This window comes from Salinirubellus salinus (assembly GCF_025231485.1).
Lineage (GTDB): Archaea > Halobacteriota > Halobacteria > Halobacteriales > Haloarculaceae > Salinirubellus > Salinirubellus salinus.
This window is the reverse complement of record NZ_CP104003.1, coordinates 1-15,057: the sequence shown is the minus strand read 5'-3', so window position 1 is coordinate 15,057 and position 15,057 is coordinate 1. Positions and strand designations below refer to the sequence as shown.

Here is a 15,057-nt window from a genome sequence, read left to right as displayed (position 1 = left end):
GCCACTCACGGGCAGATGAGTGTCGTCGACCAACTGGGCCTGATGCTCGGCGTGCTGGCCGTCGGGGCCGCGCTCCGGGCCGTCGGCGTCCTCACGCCGACGCGGCGCGACCGGCTGACGGCGCTCGCGTTCTACGTCGCTCTCCCGGCGCTCGTGTTCGCCTCCACCGTCGAGCAGTCGCTCTCTGACGTGCTCTCGTGGCGCCTCCTGCTCGGCGTGACAGTCGTCCTGCTGGCCGTCGCCGGCCTGAGTCTCGCGCTCCACCGGCACCGTGCGGACCCCGCGAAGCGGGGGTCGCCGTCGTCCAGTCGTACCACTGCAACATGGGGTTCCTCGGCGTGCCGTTCGTCGCCGCGGCGTTCGGCGGGCTGACCGCGGCGAAGGCGAGCATCGTCCTCGGCGTCGGGTCGCTCGTGCAGGTCACCCTGACGGTGCTCCTGCTCACCCGCCTGACGAGCGCCGAGGCCGACCTCCGCGCGGAGCTGCTCGGCGTCGCCCGGAACCCGGTGCTGATCGCGCTCGGACTGGGCCTGCTCGGGGCCGCGCTCGGCGTCGCAGTGCCCGACACGGCGACCACCGCCCTCGACGCGGTGGGGACGCTCGCGCTCCCCATCGCCCTGCTCTCGGTCGGGGCGTCGCTCACGGTCGAGACGGGGCTGGTCGACCCGCCGGCGGTGGGCGCCGTCGCTGGCGTGAAACTGCTCGTGATGCCCGCGCTGGCGCTCGCGGTGTTCCTCGGGCTCGGTCCGTCGCCGTCGACGCTCCGGGCGGGCGTGCTGATGCTCGCGATGCCCACCGCCGTCTCGACGTACATCTACGCCAGCGAACTCGGCGGGGACCGCGACCTCGCGAGCGCCACCGTGGTGGCGACGACGGTGGGCGCCGTGGCGACGCTGTTCCTCGTCGTCGAGGTACTCGGACTCGTCGTCTGAATCGGGAGTGTCCCGTCCGCTCAGGCTAGCGATATGCCAGCGCACGACATACAGCGTCTCGATGCCTCCCACGGACGAGACCCCGACGACCGGCGGCGAGACGGACCACCCGGGCTTCGCCAGCGAGCGACTCGCCCTCGACGTGGAGACCGTCGCGGCCCGCGTCCACGAGACGCTCGGCGACGTGAGCGCCACCCGGACCGACGAGGGGATGAAGTTCCGCACCCCGACGGGACGCTGGTGGCCATCCTGACCCCCGAGGAGGGAAGCGACGACCCCGCGGTACGATTCTACTACCGGACCGAACCGGCCTCCGAGTCGGGGGCGCTGAAGGCCCAGCGGCTCTGGCGCGCCCTCGAGGCCGACGCCGTCTGAACGCTCGGCGACCGTGACGGTCCGCCGGCAGCGAGCGTCACGGCGTCGGACGTTACGCCCCGTCTAACCGGGGCCACACGTCGGTTCGGCCGACGCGGCTCCACGGGGGCAGACGCTCGTGCGTCGTGACGGTCACGCGACCGTGACCGTGTTCGGCAGCGTGTAACTACGTCCCGTCTCGTCGTCTCCGGAACCGAGGTACACGACAATGAGCACACGCAACCCGTTCGAGGAGCTCGAACGGTTCTTCGAGCGAATGAGCGAGCAGTTCGAGGGACCGCCCACGTCTGGGAGCCGGACGTCCCCGGCTTCCTCCGCGAGTACGAGCCCGTCGCGATGGACATGATAGAGCGCGACGACGAGTTCGTCGTCGCCATCGACATGCCCGGCTTCGAGCGGGAGGACGTCGACATCAAGGTGACGAACCACACCCTCCGCATCCGCGGCGACCACGCGGAGGCGTTCGACGAGGAGCGCGACCGGTTCGTCCGACACGAGCGACGACACGAGTCCGTCGACCGCTCCGTCCGACTCCCCGGCGAGGTCGACCCCGAGAAGGTCACCGCGAAGATGACCAACGGTGTCCTCACGGTGACACTCCCGCGCACCGAGGCGGAGAACGAACGGAAGATCGAGATCGAGTAGCGGTCCGACGCCGACGGACCACCCCGACCGACCTGGACCGTTCAGGCCGGGTCGAGGTACCCCATCGCCTCCTCGTCGCTGACCTGCGTGAACGAATCGTAGAACCGTCCGACGGCACCGAACCGCTCGGGGGTGGCGAGACAGACCACCTCGTCGGCCTCCCGTCCGAGGCGGGCGACGGTGTCCGGCGGCCCGACCGGGACCGCGAGGACGACCCGTGCGGCCCCGGCCTCGCGCACCTGCCGGAGACAGGCGATGGTCGTCGCTCCCGTGGCGACCCCGTCGTCCACGACCACGACCTGCCTGCCCTGCAGGTCGAGCGGGGGCCGACCCTCGCGGTAGCGCTGGAGTTTCCCCTCGGCGACCCCCCGTTCGTGCTCGACGGCGTCCTCGACGTACGCCTCGCCGATACCCAGTTCCGCGACGAGCGGGTCGTTCAGCCAGACGGTGCCGTCGGCGGCGACGGCGCCGATGGCCAGTTCCGCGTTCCCCGGCGCCCCCAGTTTCCGCGCGGCGACGACGTCCAGCGGCGCGCCGAGCGCGTCCGCGACGGCCCGGCCGACCGGCAGCCCACCGCGTGGCACCGCGAGCACGACGTCCGTCTCGACGCCCAGTTCGACGAGGCGCTCGCCGAGTCGGTGCCCCGCGTCGGTCCGGTCGCTAAACACGTCGCTCACCTCGTCGCGGGACGGGGTGGGTGTGACGGCGCCGACCGACCGGCCGCTCAGGGCGCACTGGCACTGGAGTCGACCCAGCCACCGGCGTCCACCACGGCGAACAGTTTCCGCCAGTTCTCCTCGTCCTCGGCCTCGGGGAGCATCCCGCGGAGGTCCGCGAGGTCCGAGGGCGGGACGAGTTCGGCGACGAGGTCCATCACGAGCTGGGCGTGGTAGGCCGCGTCCTGCGGTTCGGCACCCTCGATCTCGGCGACCCGCTGGACGAACTCGCGCCAGTCGAACCGCTGGCCGTGTTCGCGGGGCGCCCCGGTGAGGTACCAGTCGATCTCCATCGGGAGCGAGGCCGCGAGGTCCTCGGCCGCGCCCTCGGGGATGCGCGCTCCGAGCGTCGACAGCGTCGCACGCGCCGCGCGCACCGTCTCTCCCGTGCCGGGCGTCCCCAGTCGGTGCTGGAGTTGCCCGGTGAACTCGTCGAAGTTCACGGCTCCACCTCCGTGACGGGGGGCATCTCCGCCTCGATGACCGCGGCGAGGTTGCCGAGTTCGTTCGCCAGCAGCACCACCAGGTCGTCGAGGGCGACGACGCCCACGAGTTCGCCCGCCTCGGTGACGGGGACGCGCCGGACGCCGGCGTCGGCCATCCGGCTCATCACCGCGAACACCCCGTCGCCGGCCTCGACGCTGAACAGGTCCTCGGACATGAGGTCGCGCGCCGTCGCCTCCTCGGGGTCCCGGTCGGTCGCCATGACGTACAACACGAGGTCGCGGTCGGTGACGACTCCGATGGGCCGGTCGTCACTGACGACGACGACGCTACCGACGTCGCGCTCTTTCATCGTCCTGGCGAGGTCGGCCGCCGACACGTCGCCCGTGGCTGTCACGACGTCCTTCCGCGTGAGTCGATCGATGGTCATACTCTCACCGACGGCTCCGTACGACTCGTGTGGACAAATAACGGGGTGGTGTCACCCATCTGATGGGAAGCTCACGGGTGACGGACGGTCGCGGACGGGGGAACGTCGGAGAACGGTCGGCGGCGAGCGGTTCAGACCAGCAACTGGATGTCCGCCTCGACCATCTCCTGGAAGGCGCTGGCCGCGCCGACACCGGTGGTGACGCCGTCGTAGAACTCGTCCTCGTCGTAGCCCAGCAGTTCGATGGTCATCTGACAGGCCTGCAGGTCGACGCCCTGGTCGAGCGACATCTCGATGAGCTCCTCGATGCTGGCCACCTCGTTCTCGGCGATGCGCTTTCGCATCATGCCGGTGGTGACGCGGTCCATGCCGGGGAGCGCGGCGATGGCGTTGGGCATCGGCATGTTCGGGTTGCCGACGGCGCTGAGCTGGAGGTCCTTCGAGTTCTCCTCGTGGAGTATCTCGAGCCCCCAGAACGTGTGGAACACGGTCACGTCGTAGCCGAACGCGGCCGCGGTGGAGGCGAGGATGAGTGGCGGGTAGGCCATGTCGAGCGTCCCCTTCGTCGCCACGATGACCATCTTCTTGGGCGAGTCGGAGACGTCGGCCTTGACCGACGCGAGCTCCTCCTCCAGTTCCTCCATCCGCGTGCGCATCGCCTCGAACTCCTCTGGCGAGGGGGCGCCGTCGGCGGGGGTCGGGGTGTCCGTGCTCATCTCACTCGGCCTTGCGGATGTAGTGCTTGAAGACGGCCTCGCCGCCCTCCGTCGACTCCTCCTGGTCGAGCAGTTCGGCGCCCTCGGTGGACTCCGCCCAGCCGGCGATGTCGCTCACACTGCCGGAGTCGGTGGCGACCACTTCGAGGGTCCCGCCCGGCGCGAGCGCGTCGAACGCGCCTTTCGTCTTCACGACCGGCATCGGGCAGTTCTGTCCTTTCACGTCGAGCGTCTCGGTAGGTGTCTCGGTGCTCATTGTTGCTGTCTCCCCTCGGTGGGGGCTATCACCGCGTAACGGACTGGCGGACATAAGGATATCGATTATTGCCCAATACACGCAATACCTGTGCGAGGCTGCATGTCGACGCCAGACACGGGTTGAACGGGGCGCTTCAGCGCCCCAGAGCCGCTATTATCGGCACTCGTGACCGAACGGAGGAGGTGCGTAGTGACATCTCGCGCGCTCTCACGCGACGTTCGACGGAGGATGGGTGGCCCCAGTATTGCAGAAAGTTAGAACTACCATCCGAACGCTTAAGTCGAACCGTCCGGTAGTGGAGCGTGCACATGAACCCGGACGAGTTGGGCGTGGAGATGCCCGACGTGACTGTCGAATCGACGACGCCCGAAGACCTCAAGGCCCGTATCGACGGCGGCGAGCCGGTCACCATCCTCGACTCGCGGATGGCCAGCGACTACGAGGAGTGGCGCATCGACGGCGAGAACGTCGAGAGCATCAACGTCCCCTACTTCGAGTTCCTGGACGAGGAGATCCCCGAGGACGTCCTCGATCGCATCCCCGAGGACGAGCACGTCACCGTCCTCTGCGCGAAGGGTGGCGCGAGCGAGTACGTCGCCGCGACGCTCGTCGAGCGCGGCTACGACGTCGACCACCTCGAGGACGGGATGAACGGCTGGGCCTCCATCTACGAGGCCGAGGAGGTCACGGCGTACGACGGTCCGGGGACCGTCCTGCAGTACCAGCGCCCCTCTAGCGGGTGTCTCGGCTACCTCGTCTACGACGGCGAGGAGGCCGCGATCATCGACCCGCTCAGGGCGTTCACCGACCGCTACCTCGCGGACGCCGAGGAGCTGGGCGTCGACCTGACGTACGCCATCGACACGCACATCCACGCGGACCACATCTCCGGCGTGCGCGCGCTCGCCGAGGAGGGCGTGGAGGGCGTCATCCCCGAGGCCGCCGCCGGCCGCGGGGTCACCTACACGGACGACGTGACGCTGGCGGCCGACGGCGACGAGTTCGACGTCGGCGACGCGACCGTCGAGACGGTGTTCACGCCCGGGCACACCACCGGGATGACCTCCTACCTCGTCGGGGACAGCCTGCTCGCGACGGGCGACGGGCTGTTCATCGAGAGCGTCGCGCGCCCGGACCTCGAGGAGGGTGACGACGGCGCACCCGACGCGGCCCGCATGCTCTACGAGAGCCTGCAGGAGCGCGTGCTGACGCTCGACGACGACGTCCTCGTCGGCGGGGCGCACTTCAGCGACGCCGCCGACCCGGCCGACGACGCCACCTACACCGCGCCCATCGGCGACCTGCGCGAGCGGATGGACGCGCTGACGATGGACGAGGACGACTTCGTCGACCTCGTCCTCGCGGACATGCCCCCGCGCCCGGCGAACTACGAGCAGATCATCGCCACCAACCTCGGTCAGGAGGCCGTCGACGACGACGAGGCGTTCACGCTCGAGCTCGGGCCGAACAACTGCGCCGCCAGCCAGGACGCGCTCACGAGCGACTAAGCCCCGATGCTCGAAGGACTCGCCGGCTTCTTCCCAAACGGGGTAGAGCGCTACGCCGTCGGAGGGTTGCTGGTCGGCCTGGGGACGCTGGTCGTCTACGCCGGCACCGGTATCGCCGCCGGCGCGAGCACGTTCCTCGAGTCGACCCTCTCGTACGTCTCGGACGCCTCGCGGTTCCAGCAGTACCGCCCGTCGCGTGACTGGCGCGTGCTGTTCACCGTCAGCATCGTCCTCGGGGCGGCCGTCTACGCCGTCCTGTTCCAGGGCGGTGCCTGGACGACCGGGGTCGAGCCGTGGCGGCTGTTCGTCGGCGGCATCTTCGTCGGCGTCGGCACCCGCATCGGCAAGGGGTGTACCTCCGGCCACGGAATCTGCGGGGTCGGGAGCGCCTCTCGGACCTCGCTGATCGGCGTCGCGACCTTCGTCCTGGTGGCGATCGTCACGGCGAACGTGATCGCCGCGCTCGGAGGTGGCCTGTGAAGCGCCACCCCCTGTTCGCCCCGCTCGTGGTCGTCGGCGGGCTGATCTTCGGCTTCGGGCTGGGGTACAGCCACATGGCGCGCCCGGAGGTCGTCATCGACTTCCTCCTGTTCGAGGACCTGGGGCTGCTGTTCGTGATGTTCGGCGGCTCTATCGTCGCCGGCCTGGGGTTCTGGGTGCTCCCGCGGCTCCGGGACGGCGCCCCCCTGACGGGCCGACCCTACGAACGGCGCCTGAAGTCGTTCGACCGGAACGTCCTCGTCGGCGGCGTCGTCTTCGGCGTCGGCTGGGGACTCGCCGGCATCTGTCCCGGCGCGGCCTACGCCAGTCTGGGGGTGGGCAACTGGCCCATCCTGTACGCCATCGCCGGGATGTTCATCGGCGCGTACGCCCAGGGCATCTGGCGCAGCCAGCGGAGCACCGACGCGGACGCGGTCCCGAGCGACGACTGATCGCCGGCCCACGCCGGTACCGACACGTAGACCTACGTCTCTCGCGGTCCACCTGACACCACGACGATGGAGCCACCCACCGACCGACTCTCGGCCGAACGGGTCGCCGACCTCGCGCTCGACCTGCTCGCCGTCGACACGCAGAACCCGCCGGGAGACGTGCGCGCGCTCGCCGACCACGTGGAGTCGTTCCTCGCCGACCTCGGCCTCGACACCGACCGTGTCGCGGTCGACCCGGCCAAGCCGAACGTCCTCGCCACCGTCCCGGGCGAGGCCGACCGGACCCTGCTCTACAACGGGCACCTCGATACGGTGCCGTTCGACGCCGCCGAGTGGACACACGACCCGCTCGGCGAACGCGACGGTGACCGCGTCTACGGCCGGGGCGCGACGGACATGAAGGGGCCGCTGGCCGCGATGCTCCACACCGCCGAGACGTTCGTCGCGGCCGACGCCGACCCGCCCGTCGACCTCACGTTCGCGTTCGTGAGCGACGAGGAGACGGGCGGGTCGGCGGGCGTCCGGGCGATACTCGACCAGGGCGCCGTCGACGCCGACGCCTGCGTCGTCGGGGAGACGACCTGTAGCGGCGGGAACCACTCCGTCACCGTCGCCGACCGGGGGCATCTGGCTCACGCTCCGTGCCGAGGGCGAGGCGGCCCACGGGTCGCGGCCGATGCTGGGTGCGAACGCCATCGACCGGCTCTGGGCGGCCGTCTCGGCCATCCGCGAGCGCCTGCCGGCACGTCCCCTCCCTGGTCCCGAGGCGATGGCACCCATCGTCGAGGAGAGCGTCGCGTACTACGGGCCGACGATGGGGGCCGACGCCGCGCGCGAGCTGTTCTCGTCCCCGACGGTCAACCTCGGGACCATCGAGGGCGGCGAGAGCGTCAACACGGTGCCGGCGGCGGCCACCGCACGGCTCGACGTCCGCCTGAACGCGGGCGTCGAGACGCCGACGGTGCTCGCCGACATCCGCGAGTGTCTGCGTGAGTACCCGCACGTCGCCATCGAGGACGCGAGCTGGTCCGTCGGTACCTACGAACCGCTCGACAGCCCGCTGGTCGAGAGCGTCGCCTCGACGGCCGAGGCCGTCACCGAGGGTCGCGTCTACCGTCGCAGCGCCACCGGCGGCGGCGACGCCAAGAAGTTCCGCGAGGCCGGCGTCCCGACCGTCGAGTTCGCGCTGGGCACCGACACCGTCCACGCCGTCGACGAGTACACCACGCTCCGCGCACTCGTCGGGAACGCCGAGGTCTACACGCGGCTCCCGGCGGTCTGGGCGACGGCGACGGCCTGAGCCGTCACGGTGAGTCGCCGCGCTTACGTCCCGGAACCGACGGGTCGACTCAGTTCCCAGTATCTTGGAATTAGCGCGCAATACTATCCTCCGTGGAGCGGATGTTCGGATGTGAAGATGGCCACGACAGAAGCGGATACGACAGTCGACGCGCGGGGTGCGGCCTGCCCCGGGCCGCTCATGGAACTCATCGGTGCGTTCCGTGAGGCGGAGACCGGGGCGGTCGTCGCGCTCCTGACCGACGAGGAACAGTCGCTGACCGACGTGCCCGAGTGGGCCGCCGAGTCGGGCAACGAGGTAGTGGCCACCGACGACGAGGGGACCCACTACCGGATACTGGTGCGAAAGTCATGACCGAGGAGATCGTCGTCGTGGGCGGTGGCACCGGCGGGGCCGTCCTGGCCAACGACCTGGCCGAGCGACTGGGCCCCGAGATCGACGCGGGCGAGGTACGGGTGACCGTCGTCAACGACGGCCCCGACCACGTCTACAAACCCGTGTGGCTCTACGTCCCGTTCGGGCTCCGCGAGCCGTCGGACGGCCGGCGGCCGCTCCGCGAACTGCTCGACCGACGGGTCCACCTCGTCGAGGACCGGGTGACCGAGATCGACACCGACGAGAAGCGCCTCGTCTACCGCGACGGGAACGGCCCGCGCCGGTACGACCACCTCGTGCTGGCGACCGGGTCGCGACTCGACCGCGAGGAGGTCCCCGGCCTCGTCGAGGGGGGCCACGACTTCTACAGCGAGGAGGGCGCCCTCGCGCTGCAGGAGGAGCTGCTCTCGTTCACCGAGGGGCACCTCGTGCTCTCGGTCATCGGGTCGCCGCACATGTGTCCCGCGGCGCCGCTCGAGTTCGTCTTCATGGCCGACGACTGGTTCCGGAAGCGCGGCCTGCGCGAGGACGTGGAGATAACCTACACCTACCCCATCCAGCGGGTCCACGGGAACCCCCACATCGCCGAGTGGGCACACTCGCTGATGGAGGAGCGTGGCATCAACGTCGAGACGTTCTGCAACCCGGAGACGGTCGACCCGGATGCGAAGGTGCTCGAGACGATGGAGGGGACGGAACTCGACTACGACCTGCTCGTCGCCATCCCGCCCCACCGGGGGAGCGAGGTGATCGAGGCGGCGGGACTCGGCAACCGTGGCTGGGTCGACGTCGACAAGGAGACGCTGGCGGCGACGAACGCCGAGGACGTCTACGCGCTCGGCGACACGGCGAACACGGGCGTCCCGAAGGCGGGGAGCGTCGCGCACTACGAGGCCGGCGTCGTGGCCCAGCGCGTCGCGAGCGCCGTCCACGACCGGCCGGCGACGGCCACCTACGACGGCAAGACGGTCTGCTTCGTCGAGACGGGGATGGACTCGGCCTCCTACGTGGAGTTCGACTACACCAACCCGCCGGCGCCGAAGCCGCCGTCGAAGTCGCTTCACTGGGCGAAACTGGCGTACAACGAGTCGTACTGGCTGACGGCACGGGGGTTGATCTGAGATGACAGACGGAAGCACCAACGAGGCGATGGAGACCGAACGACCGGAGGAGACCACCGAGACGCCGGAGCCGACCGAGGCGCTCGCGGACGAACGTCTCGTCGCGGCCATCGAGGAGAACCCCGAGGCCGTCGCGGCGTTCGTCGAGCGACTGGACTCGGTCAACGAACTGCTGGACGTGGTCGCGCTCGGGCAGGACGCGATGACCGACGAGATGGTCGTCTCGCTCGCCCGGATGGGGTCGAACGTCGGTGAACTGGCCGACACCGCCGGCGACCCGGACACCCGCGACGGCCTCGCGCGGTTGCTCGAAGGCGTCGGGAACGCCCAGCGAGCCGACCCCGAGTCGGCGTCGGCGATGGCGTTGCTGAAGTCGCGCGACGACCCGGAGGTCCGGCGCGGGCTGAGCTACCTCGTCGCGCTGGCACGCGGCATCGGCGCGGCAGACCCGGACGCGGAGTGAGCGGCCCGCGGCGCCGAATCGGCGCCGCGAGCTGCCCACGGCTACCCCCAGAGTATTGGGAACAACCAACACTACTATAGCCGTCGGTCACGACCACTCGAGCATGCGAGCCGTATTCGCGACCGACCTGTCCGACGCCATCGAGACGGCCCTCGAGTCCCGCATCTGTCTCGAGTGTCTGGGCCGGTACGGCATCACCGAAGTGCACCTGCTCAACGTCACCAGTCCCAACGTCACCACCGGGATGCCGGGGAGCGACGTCGGGAGGCAGACCCGCCGCGGACTCGAGCGGCAGGCGGACCTCCTCGGGAGGAGGGGTTCGACGTCGAGACACACGTCGTCCGGGGGACGCCCCACCGGCGCATCAACGGCCTGGCCGAACAGGTCGGCGCGGACCTCATCATCGTCGGGTCGCGCGGGAAGAGCCCGCTCCGTGAGCGGTTCATCGGGGGGACGGCCCGCGACGTGGCGCGGACCGCCGTCCGGCCGCTGCTCGTCCAGCGCATCGTCGAGACGGAGGACGAGCACGAGATCGCCAACGAACACCTGTTCCAGCGCGTGCTCTACGCCACGGACTTCTCGGAGAACGCCGAGCGGGCGTTCGAGCAGTTCCGGTACCTGCAGGAGGCGACGCAGGAGGCGACCCTCCTGCACGTCACCCCGCCGGAACGACGGAGCGAACCGGACGTGGTCGAGGACGCCGAGGCGCGGCTGGCCGAACTGGCCGACCGCCTCGAGGGGATGGGCATCGAGACGCGGACGGTCGTCCGCGAGGGCGAGGCCGTCGAGGAGATCCTGGCCGCCGAGGCCGAGTTCGACCCGACGTCCATCCTCATGGGGTCGCGCGGGCGGAGCCGCATCAGACGGCTCCTGCTGGGGAGCACCTCGGAGAAGGTGACCGCCCGGGCGAGCTGTAACGTCCTGCTCGTCCCGCCGCGTCAGTTCGGGTAGCGAGCGGGCACTCAGCGTGGGGCTCGGCTGAGTATAGTGTCAACTACTATCTCCTAGACCGACGATTCCCCCCCGCAGAGATGCTGCTCGCGACATCGGCTCCGACGATGCCGTTCGAGTCACTCCCGCTCGTGGCCTCCCTGTCAGCCGTCGGCCTGGCGGCGGTCCACCTCCTCGTCGGCGAGGGAGTCGACAGCGAGACGGGGGCGGGGCGGTCGGCGCTGTCGGCCGCCGGTGGAGCGGCCGTCGCGTACGTGTTCGTCCTGCTCCTCCCGGAGATAGCCCACTTCGTGGTCGAGGACCCGCGGGTCTCGGAGGGCTCGCTCACCGAAGAGGCGATCTACGGTGTCGCGCTCACCGGGTTCGTCGTGTTCTACGGGCTGGAGGCCCTCGTCGCGCAGAACACGGGCGAACAGTCCGAGTTACCGCCGGTCGTGTTCTGGGGGTACATCTCCGTGTTCGCCCTCTACAGCGGGCTCATCGGCTACCTCCTGTTCCACCAGGAGGTACCAGGCGTCGTCAACCTCCTGCTGTACACCGTCGCGATGGGACTGCACTTCAGCATCACCGACCACGGGATACGCCGCCACCTCGGGGCACAGTACGACCGGGTGGGGCGGTGGGTGCTCGCGGGTGCCACCCTCCTCGGCGCAGCCGTCGGCTTGGCCACGCTCGCTCGACCCTCGTCGTCACCGGGCTGTTCGCGTTCGTCTCCGGCGGCATCGTCCTCAACGTCATCAAGGAGGAACTCCCCGAGGCCGAACGTGGACGGTTCCGCTCCTTCTTCGCCGGAGCAGTCGCGTACACGTTCGTCGTCACGCTCATCTGAGTCCGACCCGGGTCGGTCGCGACCGGATGGAGCGTCTCGCTTTCGAGCTCGGTTCGACGACGAGACGCTGGAGACCTCCCGTGCCTGGCGCCGAAGCTCCCGACGCTACGGGACCAGAACGTCGTCGCTGGAGCGCCGCCCGTGTTCGTGGAGCTGTCGGCGTGGAACGACCTCGAATCGTGGACCGCCGTCGTCGGTGTCGCTGAATGTCGTCCGTTCGGCAGAGAGGTCCGCTGCCGTCAGCACGCCGTCTCGATCACCTGCCGAGAATCTCGACGGCGCCGGAGGGCGAGGTCCAGTTCAGTCCGCGGTCTGGACCGTGGTGTCTGCACGCTCGGTCCGGAGTTCGCGGATGGAGCTGACGACGACGGCGCCACTGACGAGCAGCGCCGCGCCGATGATGATGGCCAGTGCGACCGTGTCGAGGACGGGCATCTCGATGACGCCGCCGATCTTCCGGACGGCGACGGCGATGGCGCCCAGCAGCAGCATCACGCCGAAGTAGACCTTGATGTCGTCCTCGTCGACGAGGCTGGTGGCGGCCGCGCCGAGGCGGGCACCGCCGGCACTACCGGCCAGCAGGGGTGCCACGATGGCGAGGTCGACCGCACCGTCGATGGCGTAGAGGAACGACCCGATACCGCCCGAGAAGACGATCTCGAACAGGTCGGTCCCGACCGCCACGGGGACGGGGACGCCGATGAGGTAGAACAGCGCGGGCATGCGGATGAACCCGCCACCGACGCCGAGGAACCCCGAGAGCAGCCCCGTCAGGAACGCGACGACGAGGATCATCCAGAGCGAGACGCGCACGCCGCCGCGGAGTTTCATCATCGGGGGGACGCGGTAGCTCTGTATCTTCTTGGCGATGTCGGGGATGTCGTCCGCGTCGATCTCGCCGTCGGCGTCGTGGCTCACCCCACCGCCGCCGTCGCCCTTGAGCGCGGTGTAGGTGATGAACACGCCGATGCCGCCCAGCAGCGCCACGTACGCGACGCTGACGACGGTGTCGGCGAGCCCGATGTCCTGGAGCCAGTGGAGGCCCATCTTCCCCACCTCGATGCCGGCGGTGGTCCCGGCGATCATCAACACCCCGAGCTTGTAGTCGACCTGCCCGAGGTCACGGTGTTTCAGGGTGGCGATGACGCTGGTACCGAACACGAACGCGAGGCCGGACGCGACGGCCACGTCCGTCTGGTAGCCCATCACCAGCAGTGCGGGGGTGACGAGGAACGAGCCGCCCATCCCGAAGAAGCCGAAGAGGAGCCCGATGAGGACGCCGAACCCGGCGAACGTGAGCAGGAGTGTGACGGCGACGCCGAACAGTTCCACGACTACTCACCCCGCAGGATGCGGGTGAGGGTCGGACCGAGCAGTCGTTCCAGGGCGCCGTAGCCGACGTAGAGGATGAGGGCCTCGACGAGTACCAGCCCGATTATCAGGGCCGCACCCTCCGGGCCGGAGGCACTCTCAATCCCGAACATCGGTCGACACCTCGTAGAGTCTTGTGCAATTCATGGATTTCTGCGCAGTCAGGGGTAAACAGTGCCCGCTAATAACGGTTGTGGGTCCGGGGTGCAATACTATATCCCCGTAGGTTACCGGTGGTTGCTCGTAAGTTATGGGTAACTACGGACCGGGAGGGTGTCGCGTCGCCGTCAGGTTCGCCGCCCGCCGAGTCGCCGTCAGTGCCGTGGTGCCGGCGCGGGTGTGCAGGGGACGGGTGACCGCGGTGGCGACCGGTCGAGCGGTCGAGAGACCACCGCTCGCGGCCCCAGCACCGGTGTCGCCGTCCGTTGGCTCGGCGCCGTCGGGCCCCACGAGGGACGTCCGTGTGGATTGTACGGATACTGCACAAACGTTTTACCCGTCCGAACGGTACCTACAGGTGATACAGATGCCCGATTCGATGTCCGAGCAACTCCAGCGGGACATGGAGTGCGAGGGACTGCTGGAGTGTTTCCACGGACTCAAACAGCTGACAGGAGTGCTTCGAGGCGCTCGTCGAGGCGGAGTCGGCGCTGACCGTCGACGAGGTGGCGGAAGGCGTCGACCGCGAGCGTTCGACCGCGTACCGCGCCGTCCAGCGCCTGCTGGAGGCGGGGTTCATCGAGAAGGAGCAGGTCAACTACGACCAGGGGGGTACCTACGTCTATCACCCGGCCGAGGCCCAGAAGGTGTCGAGCGAGATGCAGCGGATGCTCAACGACTGGTACGCGAAGATGGGCCAACTCATCGGCGAGTTCGAGGACAAGTACGAGGACGCCACGCCGGCCGAACTCCGGACGTAGTCGTCGGGCCTGGGTGGGACCAGCGGGGCGGGGCCAGCCCTCCTCACGCCTCGTTCTCGGCGGCCGAGACCACGACGACCTCCCGGTCCGCCCGGTCGGCCACAGCGCGGCCCACGCCGCCGAAGTGCTCGGCGTGTTCGCCGTGTTCGCCGACGACGATGACCGAGGCGTCGATCCTGTCTGCGTACGCCAGAATCTCGTCCGGCGGGACCCCGTGACAGGTCCGCCCTCCACGGTGACGTCGGCCTCGTCGGCCAACTCCCGGACCATCGCGATACACTCGTGGCCGTGGTCCTCGGCCGCGATGGTCGCCAGTTCACCGGAGCCGAGCGCCGGCTCCTCCAGTCTCCGCCGGTCGACCACACAGAGGACGTGGAGCGCGGCGTCACGCGCTCGGGCGAGCCGGATGGCCCGCCGAGCCGCCCGCGTCGCGTACTCACTCCCGTCCGTCGCGAGCAGTACAGTGTCCATAGCGAACGTACCACACACCGAGTCTTAGGCTCGTCGGTAGACGGGGTTCGAGGAGGGTCACACACCCCGGAGAGAGACCGCCGACCGGCGGTTCAGTCGGCCGTCTCGGACACCCTGGTCGGAGGGCGTATCTCGCCGTCACCGAGGAGGTAGCCGCCGAGCGCGACCAGCCAGAGCATCACGGGATAGACGATCATCCGCTCGGCCCCGCCGTGCCCGATCGGGCCGAACACCGCGGGGTTGCCGGCGTCACCGACGACCATCACGCCGACGAAGACGATGCCGACGACGCCCGCCAG

At 69.5% G+C, this 15,057-nt stretch carries 21 protein-coding genes and 3 pseudogenes; 15 read left to right on the top strand and 9 right to left on the bottom strand.

The window, feature by feature from the left end; genetic code table 11:
* The first annotated feature begins 15 nt into the window (after nt 1–15).
* The 5 genes from N0B31_RS00120 (at nt 16) to N0B31_RS00100 (ending at nt 1,952) form a co-directional block, all read left to right on the top strand.
* On the top strand, nt 16–372 hold the full coding sequence (locus N0B31_RS00120; protein ID WP_260593717.1) for an AEC family transporter: 357 nt from the start codon (nt 16–18) through the stop codon (nt 370–372).
* On the top strand, nt 324–932 hold the full coding sequence (locus tag N0B31_RS00115; protein ID WP_260593716.1) for an AEC family transporter: 609 nt from the start codon (nt 324–326) through the stop codon (nt 930–932). Before N0B31_RS00120 ends, N0B31_RS00115 begins: the two co-directional genes overlap by 49 nt.
* A gap of 61 nt (nt 933–993) precedes the next feature.
* The gene (locus N0B31_RS00110) at nt 994–1,185 is read left to right on the top strand and encodes a hypothetical protein (RefSeq protein WP_260593715.1); all 192 of its coding nucleotides are present in this window, start codon (nt 994–996) and stop codon (nt 1,183–1,185) included.
* Nucleotides 1,173–1,307: a hypothetical protein gene (locus tag N0B31_RS00105; RefSeq protein ID WP_260593714.1), complete on the top strand. Its 135-nt coding sequence runs from the start codon at nt 1,173–1,175 to the stop codon at nt 1,305–1,307. The genes N0B31_RS00110 and N0B31_RS00105 overlap by 13 nt, the downstream gene beginning before the upstream one ends.
* A gap of 342 nt (nt 1,308–1,649) precedes the next feature.
* Nucleotides 1,650–1,952, top strand: a complete 303-nt coding sequence (locus N0B31_RS00100) for an Hsp20/alpha crystallin family protein (RefSeq protein ID WP_260593713.1) — start codon at nt 1,650–1,652, stop codon at nt 1,950–1,952.
* A 41-nt stretch (nt 1,953–1,993) separates the two neighbouring features.
* Here the strand turns inward: N0B31_RS00100 and N0B31_RS00095 are convergent, their stop codons facing one another.
* The 5 genes from N0B31_RS00095 to N0B31_RS00075 all read right to left on the bottom strand — a co-directional run bounded on the left by N0B31_RS00095 (nt 1,994) and on the right by N0B31_RS00075 (nt 4,514).
* Nucleotides 1,994–2,620, bottom strand: a complete 627-nt coding sequence (locus N0B31_RS00095; protein WP_260644029.1) for a phosphoribosyltransferase — start codon at nt 2,618–2,620, stop codon at nt 1,994–1,996.
* A 56-nt stretch (nt 2,621–2,676) separates the two neighbouring features.
* Nucleotides 2,677–3,111 (bottom strand): DUF2267 domain-containing protein, encoded by a 435-nt coding sequence (locus tag N0B31_RS00090; RefSeq protein ID WP_260593646.1) that lies wholly within the window; start codon nt 3,109–3,111, stop codon nt 2,677–2,679.
* Nucleotides 3,108–3,542 (bottom strand): CBS domain-containing protein, encoded by a 435-nt coding sequence (locus tag N0B31_RS00085; RefSeq protein ID WP_260593645.1) that lies wholly within the window; start codon nt 3,540–3,542, stop codon nt 3,108–3,110. Before N0B31_RS00085 ends, N0B31_RS00090 begins: the two co-directional genes overlap by 4 nt.
* A gap of 131 nt (nt 3,543–3,673) precedes the next feature.
* Nucleotides 3,674–4,258, bottom strand: coding sequence for a DsrE/DsrF/DrsH-like family protein (locus N0B31_RS00080; protein WP_260593644.1), 585 nt, complete (start codon nt 4,256–4,258; stop codon nt 3,674–3,676).
* 1 nt (nt 4,259) lies between these two features.
* Nucleotides 4,260–4,514 carry a sulfurtransferase TusA family protein gene (locus N0B31_RS00075; protein ID WP_260593643.1) on the bottom strand — a complete coding sequence of 85 codons (255 nt, stop codon included), beginning with the start codon at nt 4,512–4,514 and terminating at the stop codon, nt 4,260–4,262.
* Nucleotides 4,515–4,825: 311 nt separating this feature from the next.
* On the opposite strand from N0B31_RS00075, the gene N0B31_RS00070 reads away from it, so the two are divergent.
* The 9 genes and pseudogenes from N0B31_RS00070 (at nt 4,826) to N0B31_RS00025 (ending at nt 11,996) form a co-directional block, all read left to right on the top strand.
* Nucleotides 4,826–6,025 (top strand): MBL fold metallo-hydrolase, encoded by a 1,200-nt coding sequence (locus N0B31_RS00070; RefSeq protein WP_260593712.1) that lies wholly within the window; start codon nt 4,826–4,828, stop codon nt 6,023–6,025.
* A gap of 6 nt (nt 6,026–6,031) precedes the next feature.
* Nucleotides 6,032–6,505, top strand: a complete 474-nt coding sequence (locus N0B31_RS00065; RefSeq protein ID WP_260593642.1) for a YeeE/YedE family protein — start codon at nt 6,032–6,034, stop codon at nt 6,503–6,505.
* A complete protein-coding gene (locus N0B31_RS00060) occupies nt 6,502–6,957 on the top strand; it encodes a DUF6691 family protein (protein ID WP_260593711.1) in 456 nt (151 codons plus the stop codon). The genes N0B31_RS00065 and N0B31_RS00060 overlap by 4 nt, the downstream gene beginning before the upstream one ends.
* 66 nt (nt 6,958–7,023) lie before the next feature.
* Nucleotides 7,024–8,257, top strand: a pseudogene (locus tag N0B31_RS22575) (M20 family metallopeptidase).
* Between the two features lie 117 nt (nt 8,258–8,374).
* A complete protein-coding gene (locus N0B31_RS00045; protein ID WP_260593640.1) occupies nt 8,375–8,611 on the top strand; it encodes a sulfurtransferase TusA family protein in 237 nt (78 codons plus the stop codon).
* Nucleotides 8,608–9,753, top strand: a complete 1,146-nt coding sequence (locus N0B31_RS00040) for an NAD(P)/FAD-dependent oxidoreductase (RefSeq protein ID WP_260593709.1) — start codon at nt 8,608–8,610, stop codon at nt 9,751–9,753. The genes N0B31_RS00045 and N0B31_RS00040 overlap by 4 nt, the downstream gene beginning before the upstream one ends.
* A 1-nt stretch (nt 9,754) precedes the next feature.
* Entirely contained in the window at nt 9,755–10,216 is a 462-nt protein-coding gene (locus tag N0B31_RS00035; RefSeq protein ID WP_260593708.1) for a helical membrane plugin domain-containing protein, read from the top strand.
* A 174-nt stretch (nt 10,217–10,390) separates the two neighbouring features.
* A complete protein-coding gene (locus N0B31_RS00030) occupies nt 10,391–11,167 on the top strand; it encodes a universal stress protein (protein ID WP_260593707.1) in 777 nt (258 codons plus the stop codon).
* Between the two features lie 619 nt (nt 11,168–11,786).
* On the top strand, nt 11,787–11,996 hold the full coding sequence (locus N0B31_RS00025) for a hypothetical protein (RefSeq protein WP_260593706.1): 210 nt from the start codon (nt 11,787–11,789) through the stop codon (nt 11,994–11,996).
* Between the two features lie 300 nt (nt 11,997–12,296).
* Here N0B31_RS00025 and N0B31_RS00020 read toward each other — a convergent pair whose 3' ends face one another.
* Both N0B31_RS00020 and N0B31_RS00015 read right to left on the bottom strand, forming a co-directional pair.
* Entirely contained in the window at nt 12,297–13,328 is a 1,032-nt protein-coding gene (locus N0B31_RS00020) for a sulfite exporter TauE/SafE family protein (protein ID WP_260593636.1), read from the bottom strand.
* Between the two features lie 2 nt (nt 13,329–13,330).
* Nucleotides 13,331–13,480 carry a DUF7512 family protein gene (locus N0B31_RS00015; RefSeq protein ID WP_260593635.1) on the bottom strand — a complete coding sequence of 50 codons (150 nt, stop codon included), beginning with the start codon at nt 13,478–13,480 and terminating at the stop codon, nt 13,331–13,333.
* Nucleotides 13,481–13,893: 413 nt separating this feature from the next.
* On the opposite strand from N0B31_RS00015, the pseudogene N0B31_RS00010 reads away from it, so the two are divergent.
* Nucleotides 13,894–14,287, top strand: a pseudogene (locus N0B31_RS00010) (helix-turn-helix domain-containing protein).
* Nucleotides 14,288–14,330: 43 nt separating this feature from the next.
* Here N0B31_RS00010 and N0B31_RS00005 read toward each other — a convergent pair.
* Together N0B31_RS00005 and N0B31_RS22570 are read right to left on the bottom strand one after the other, a co-directional pair.
* Nucleotides 14,331–14,567, bottom strand: coding sequence for a universal stress protein (locus N0B31_RS00005; RefSeq protein WP_260593705.1), 237 nt, complete (start codon nt 14,565–14,567; stop codon nt 14,331–14,333).
* Between the two features lie 17 nt (nt 14,568–14,584).
* Nucleotides 14,585–14,758 (bottom strand): annotated as a pseudogene (locus N0B31_RS22570) (universal stress protein); the annotation flags it as partial.
* Nucleotides 14,759–15,057: the final 299 nt, after the last annotated feature.

Excerpts from the sequence above, each read along its gene's own strand:
- N0B31_RS00120 (WP_260593717.1), top strand. The coding sequence starts at position 16 with ATGAGTGTCGTCGACCAACTGGGCCTGATGCTCGGCGTGCTGGCCGTC.
- N0B31_RS00115 (WP_260593716.1), top strand. The coding sequence starts at position 324 with ATGGGGTTCCTCGGCGTGCCGTTCGTCGCCGCGGCGTTCGGCGGGCTG.
- N0B31_RS00110 (WP_260593715.1), top strand. The coding sequence starts at position 994 with ATGCCTCCCACGGACGAGACCCCGACGACCGGCGGCGAGACGGACCAC.
- N0B31_RS00100 (WP_260593713.1), top strand. The coding sequence starts at position 1,650 with ATGATAGAGCGCGACGACGAGTTCGTCGTCGCCATCGACATGCCCGGC.
- N0B31_RS00085 (WP_260593645.1), bottom strand. The coding sequence starts at position 3,542 with ATGACCATCGATCGACTCACGCGGAAGGACGTCGTGACAGCCACGGGC.
- N0B31_RS00080 (WP_260593644.1), bottom strand. The coding sequence starts at position 4,258 with ATGAGCACGGACACCCCGACCCCCGCCGACGGCGCCCCCTCGCCAGAG.
- N0B31_RS00075 (WP_260593643.1), bottom strand. The coding sequence starts at position 4,514 with ATGAGCACCGAGACACCTACCGAGACGCTCGACGTGAAAGGACAGAAC.
- N0B31_RS00070 (WP_260593712.1), top strand. The coding sequence starts at position 4,826 with ATGAACCCGGACGAGTTGGGCGTGGAGATGCCCGACGTGACTGTCGAA.
- N0B31_RS00065 (WP_260593642.1), top strand. The coding sequence starts at position 6,032 with ATGCTCGAAGGACTCGCCGGCTTCTTCCCAAACGGGGTAGAGCGCTAC.
- N0B31_RS00045 (WP_260593640.1), top strand. The coding sequence starts at position 8,375 with ATGGCCACGACAGAAGCGGATACGACAGTCGACGCGCGGGGTGCGGCC.
- N0B31_RS00040 (WP_260593709.1), top strand. The coding sequence starts at position 8,608 with ATGACCGAGGAGATCGTCGTCGTGGGCGGTGGCACCGGCGGGGCCGTC.
- N0B31_RS00035 (WP_260593708.1), top strand. The coding sequence starts at position 9,755 with ATGACAGACGGAAGCACCAACGAGGCGATGGAGACCGAACGACCGGAG.
- N0B31_RS00015 (WP_260593635.1), bottom strand. The coding sequence starts at position 13,480 with ATGTTCGGGATTGAGAGTGCCTCCGGCCCGGAGGGTGCGGCCCTGATA.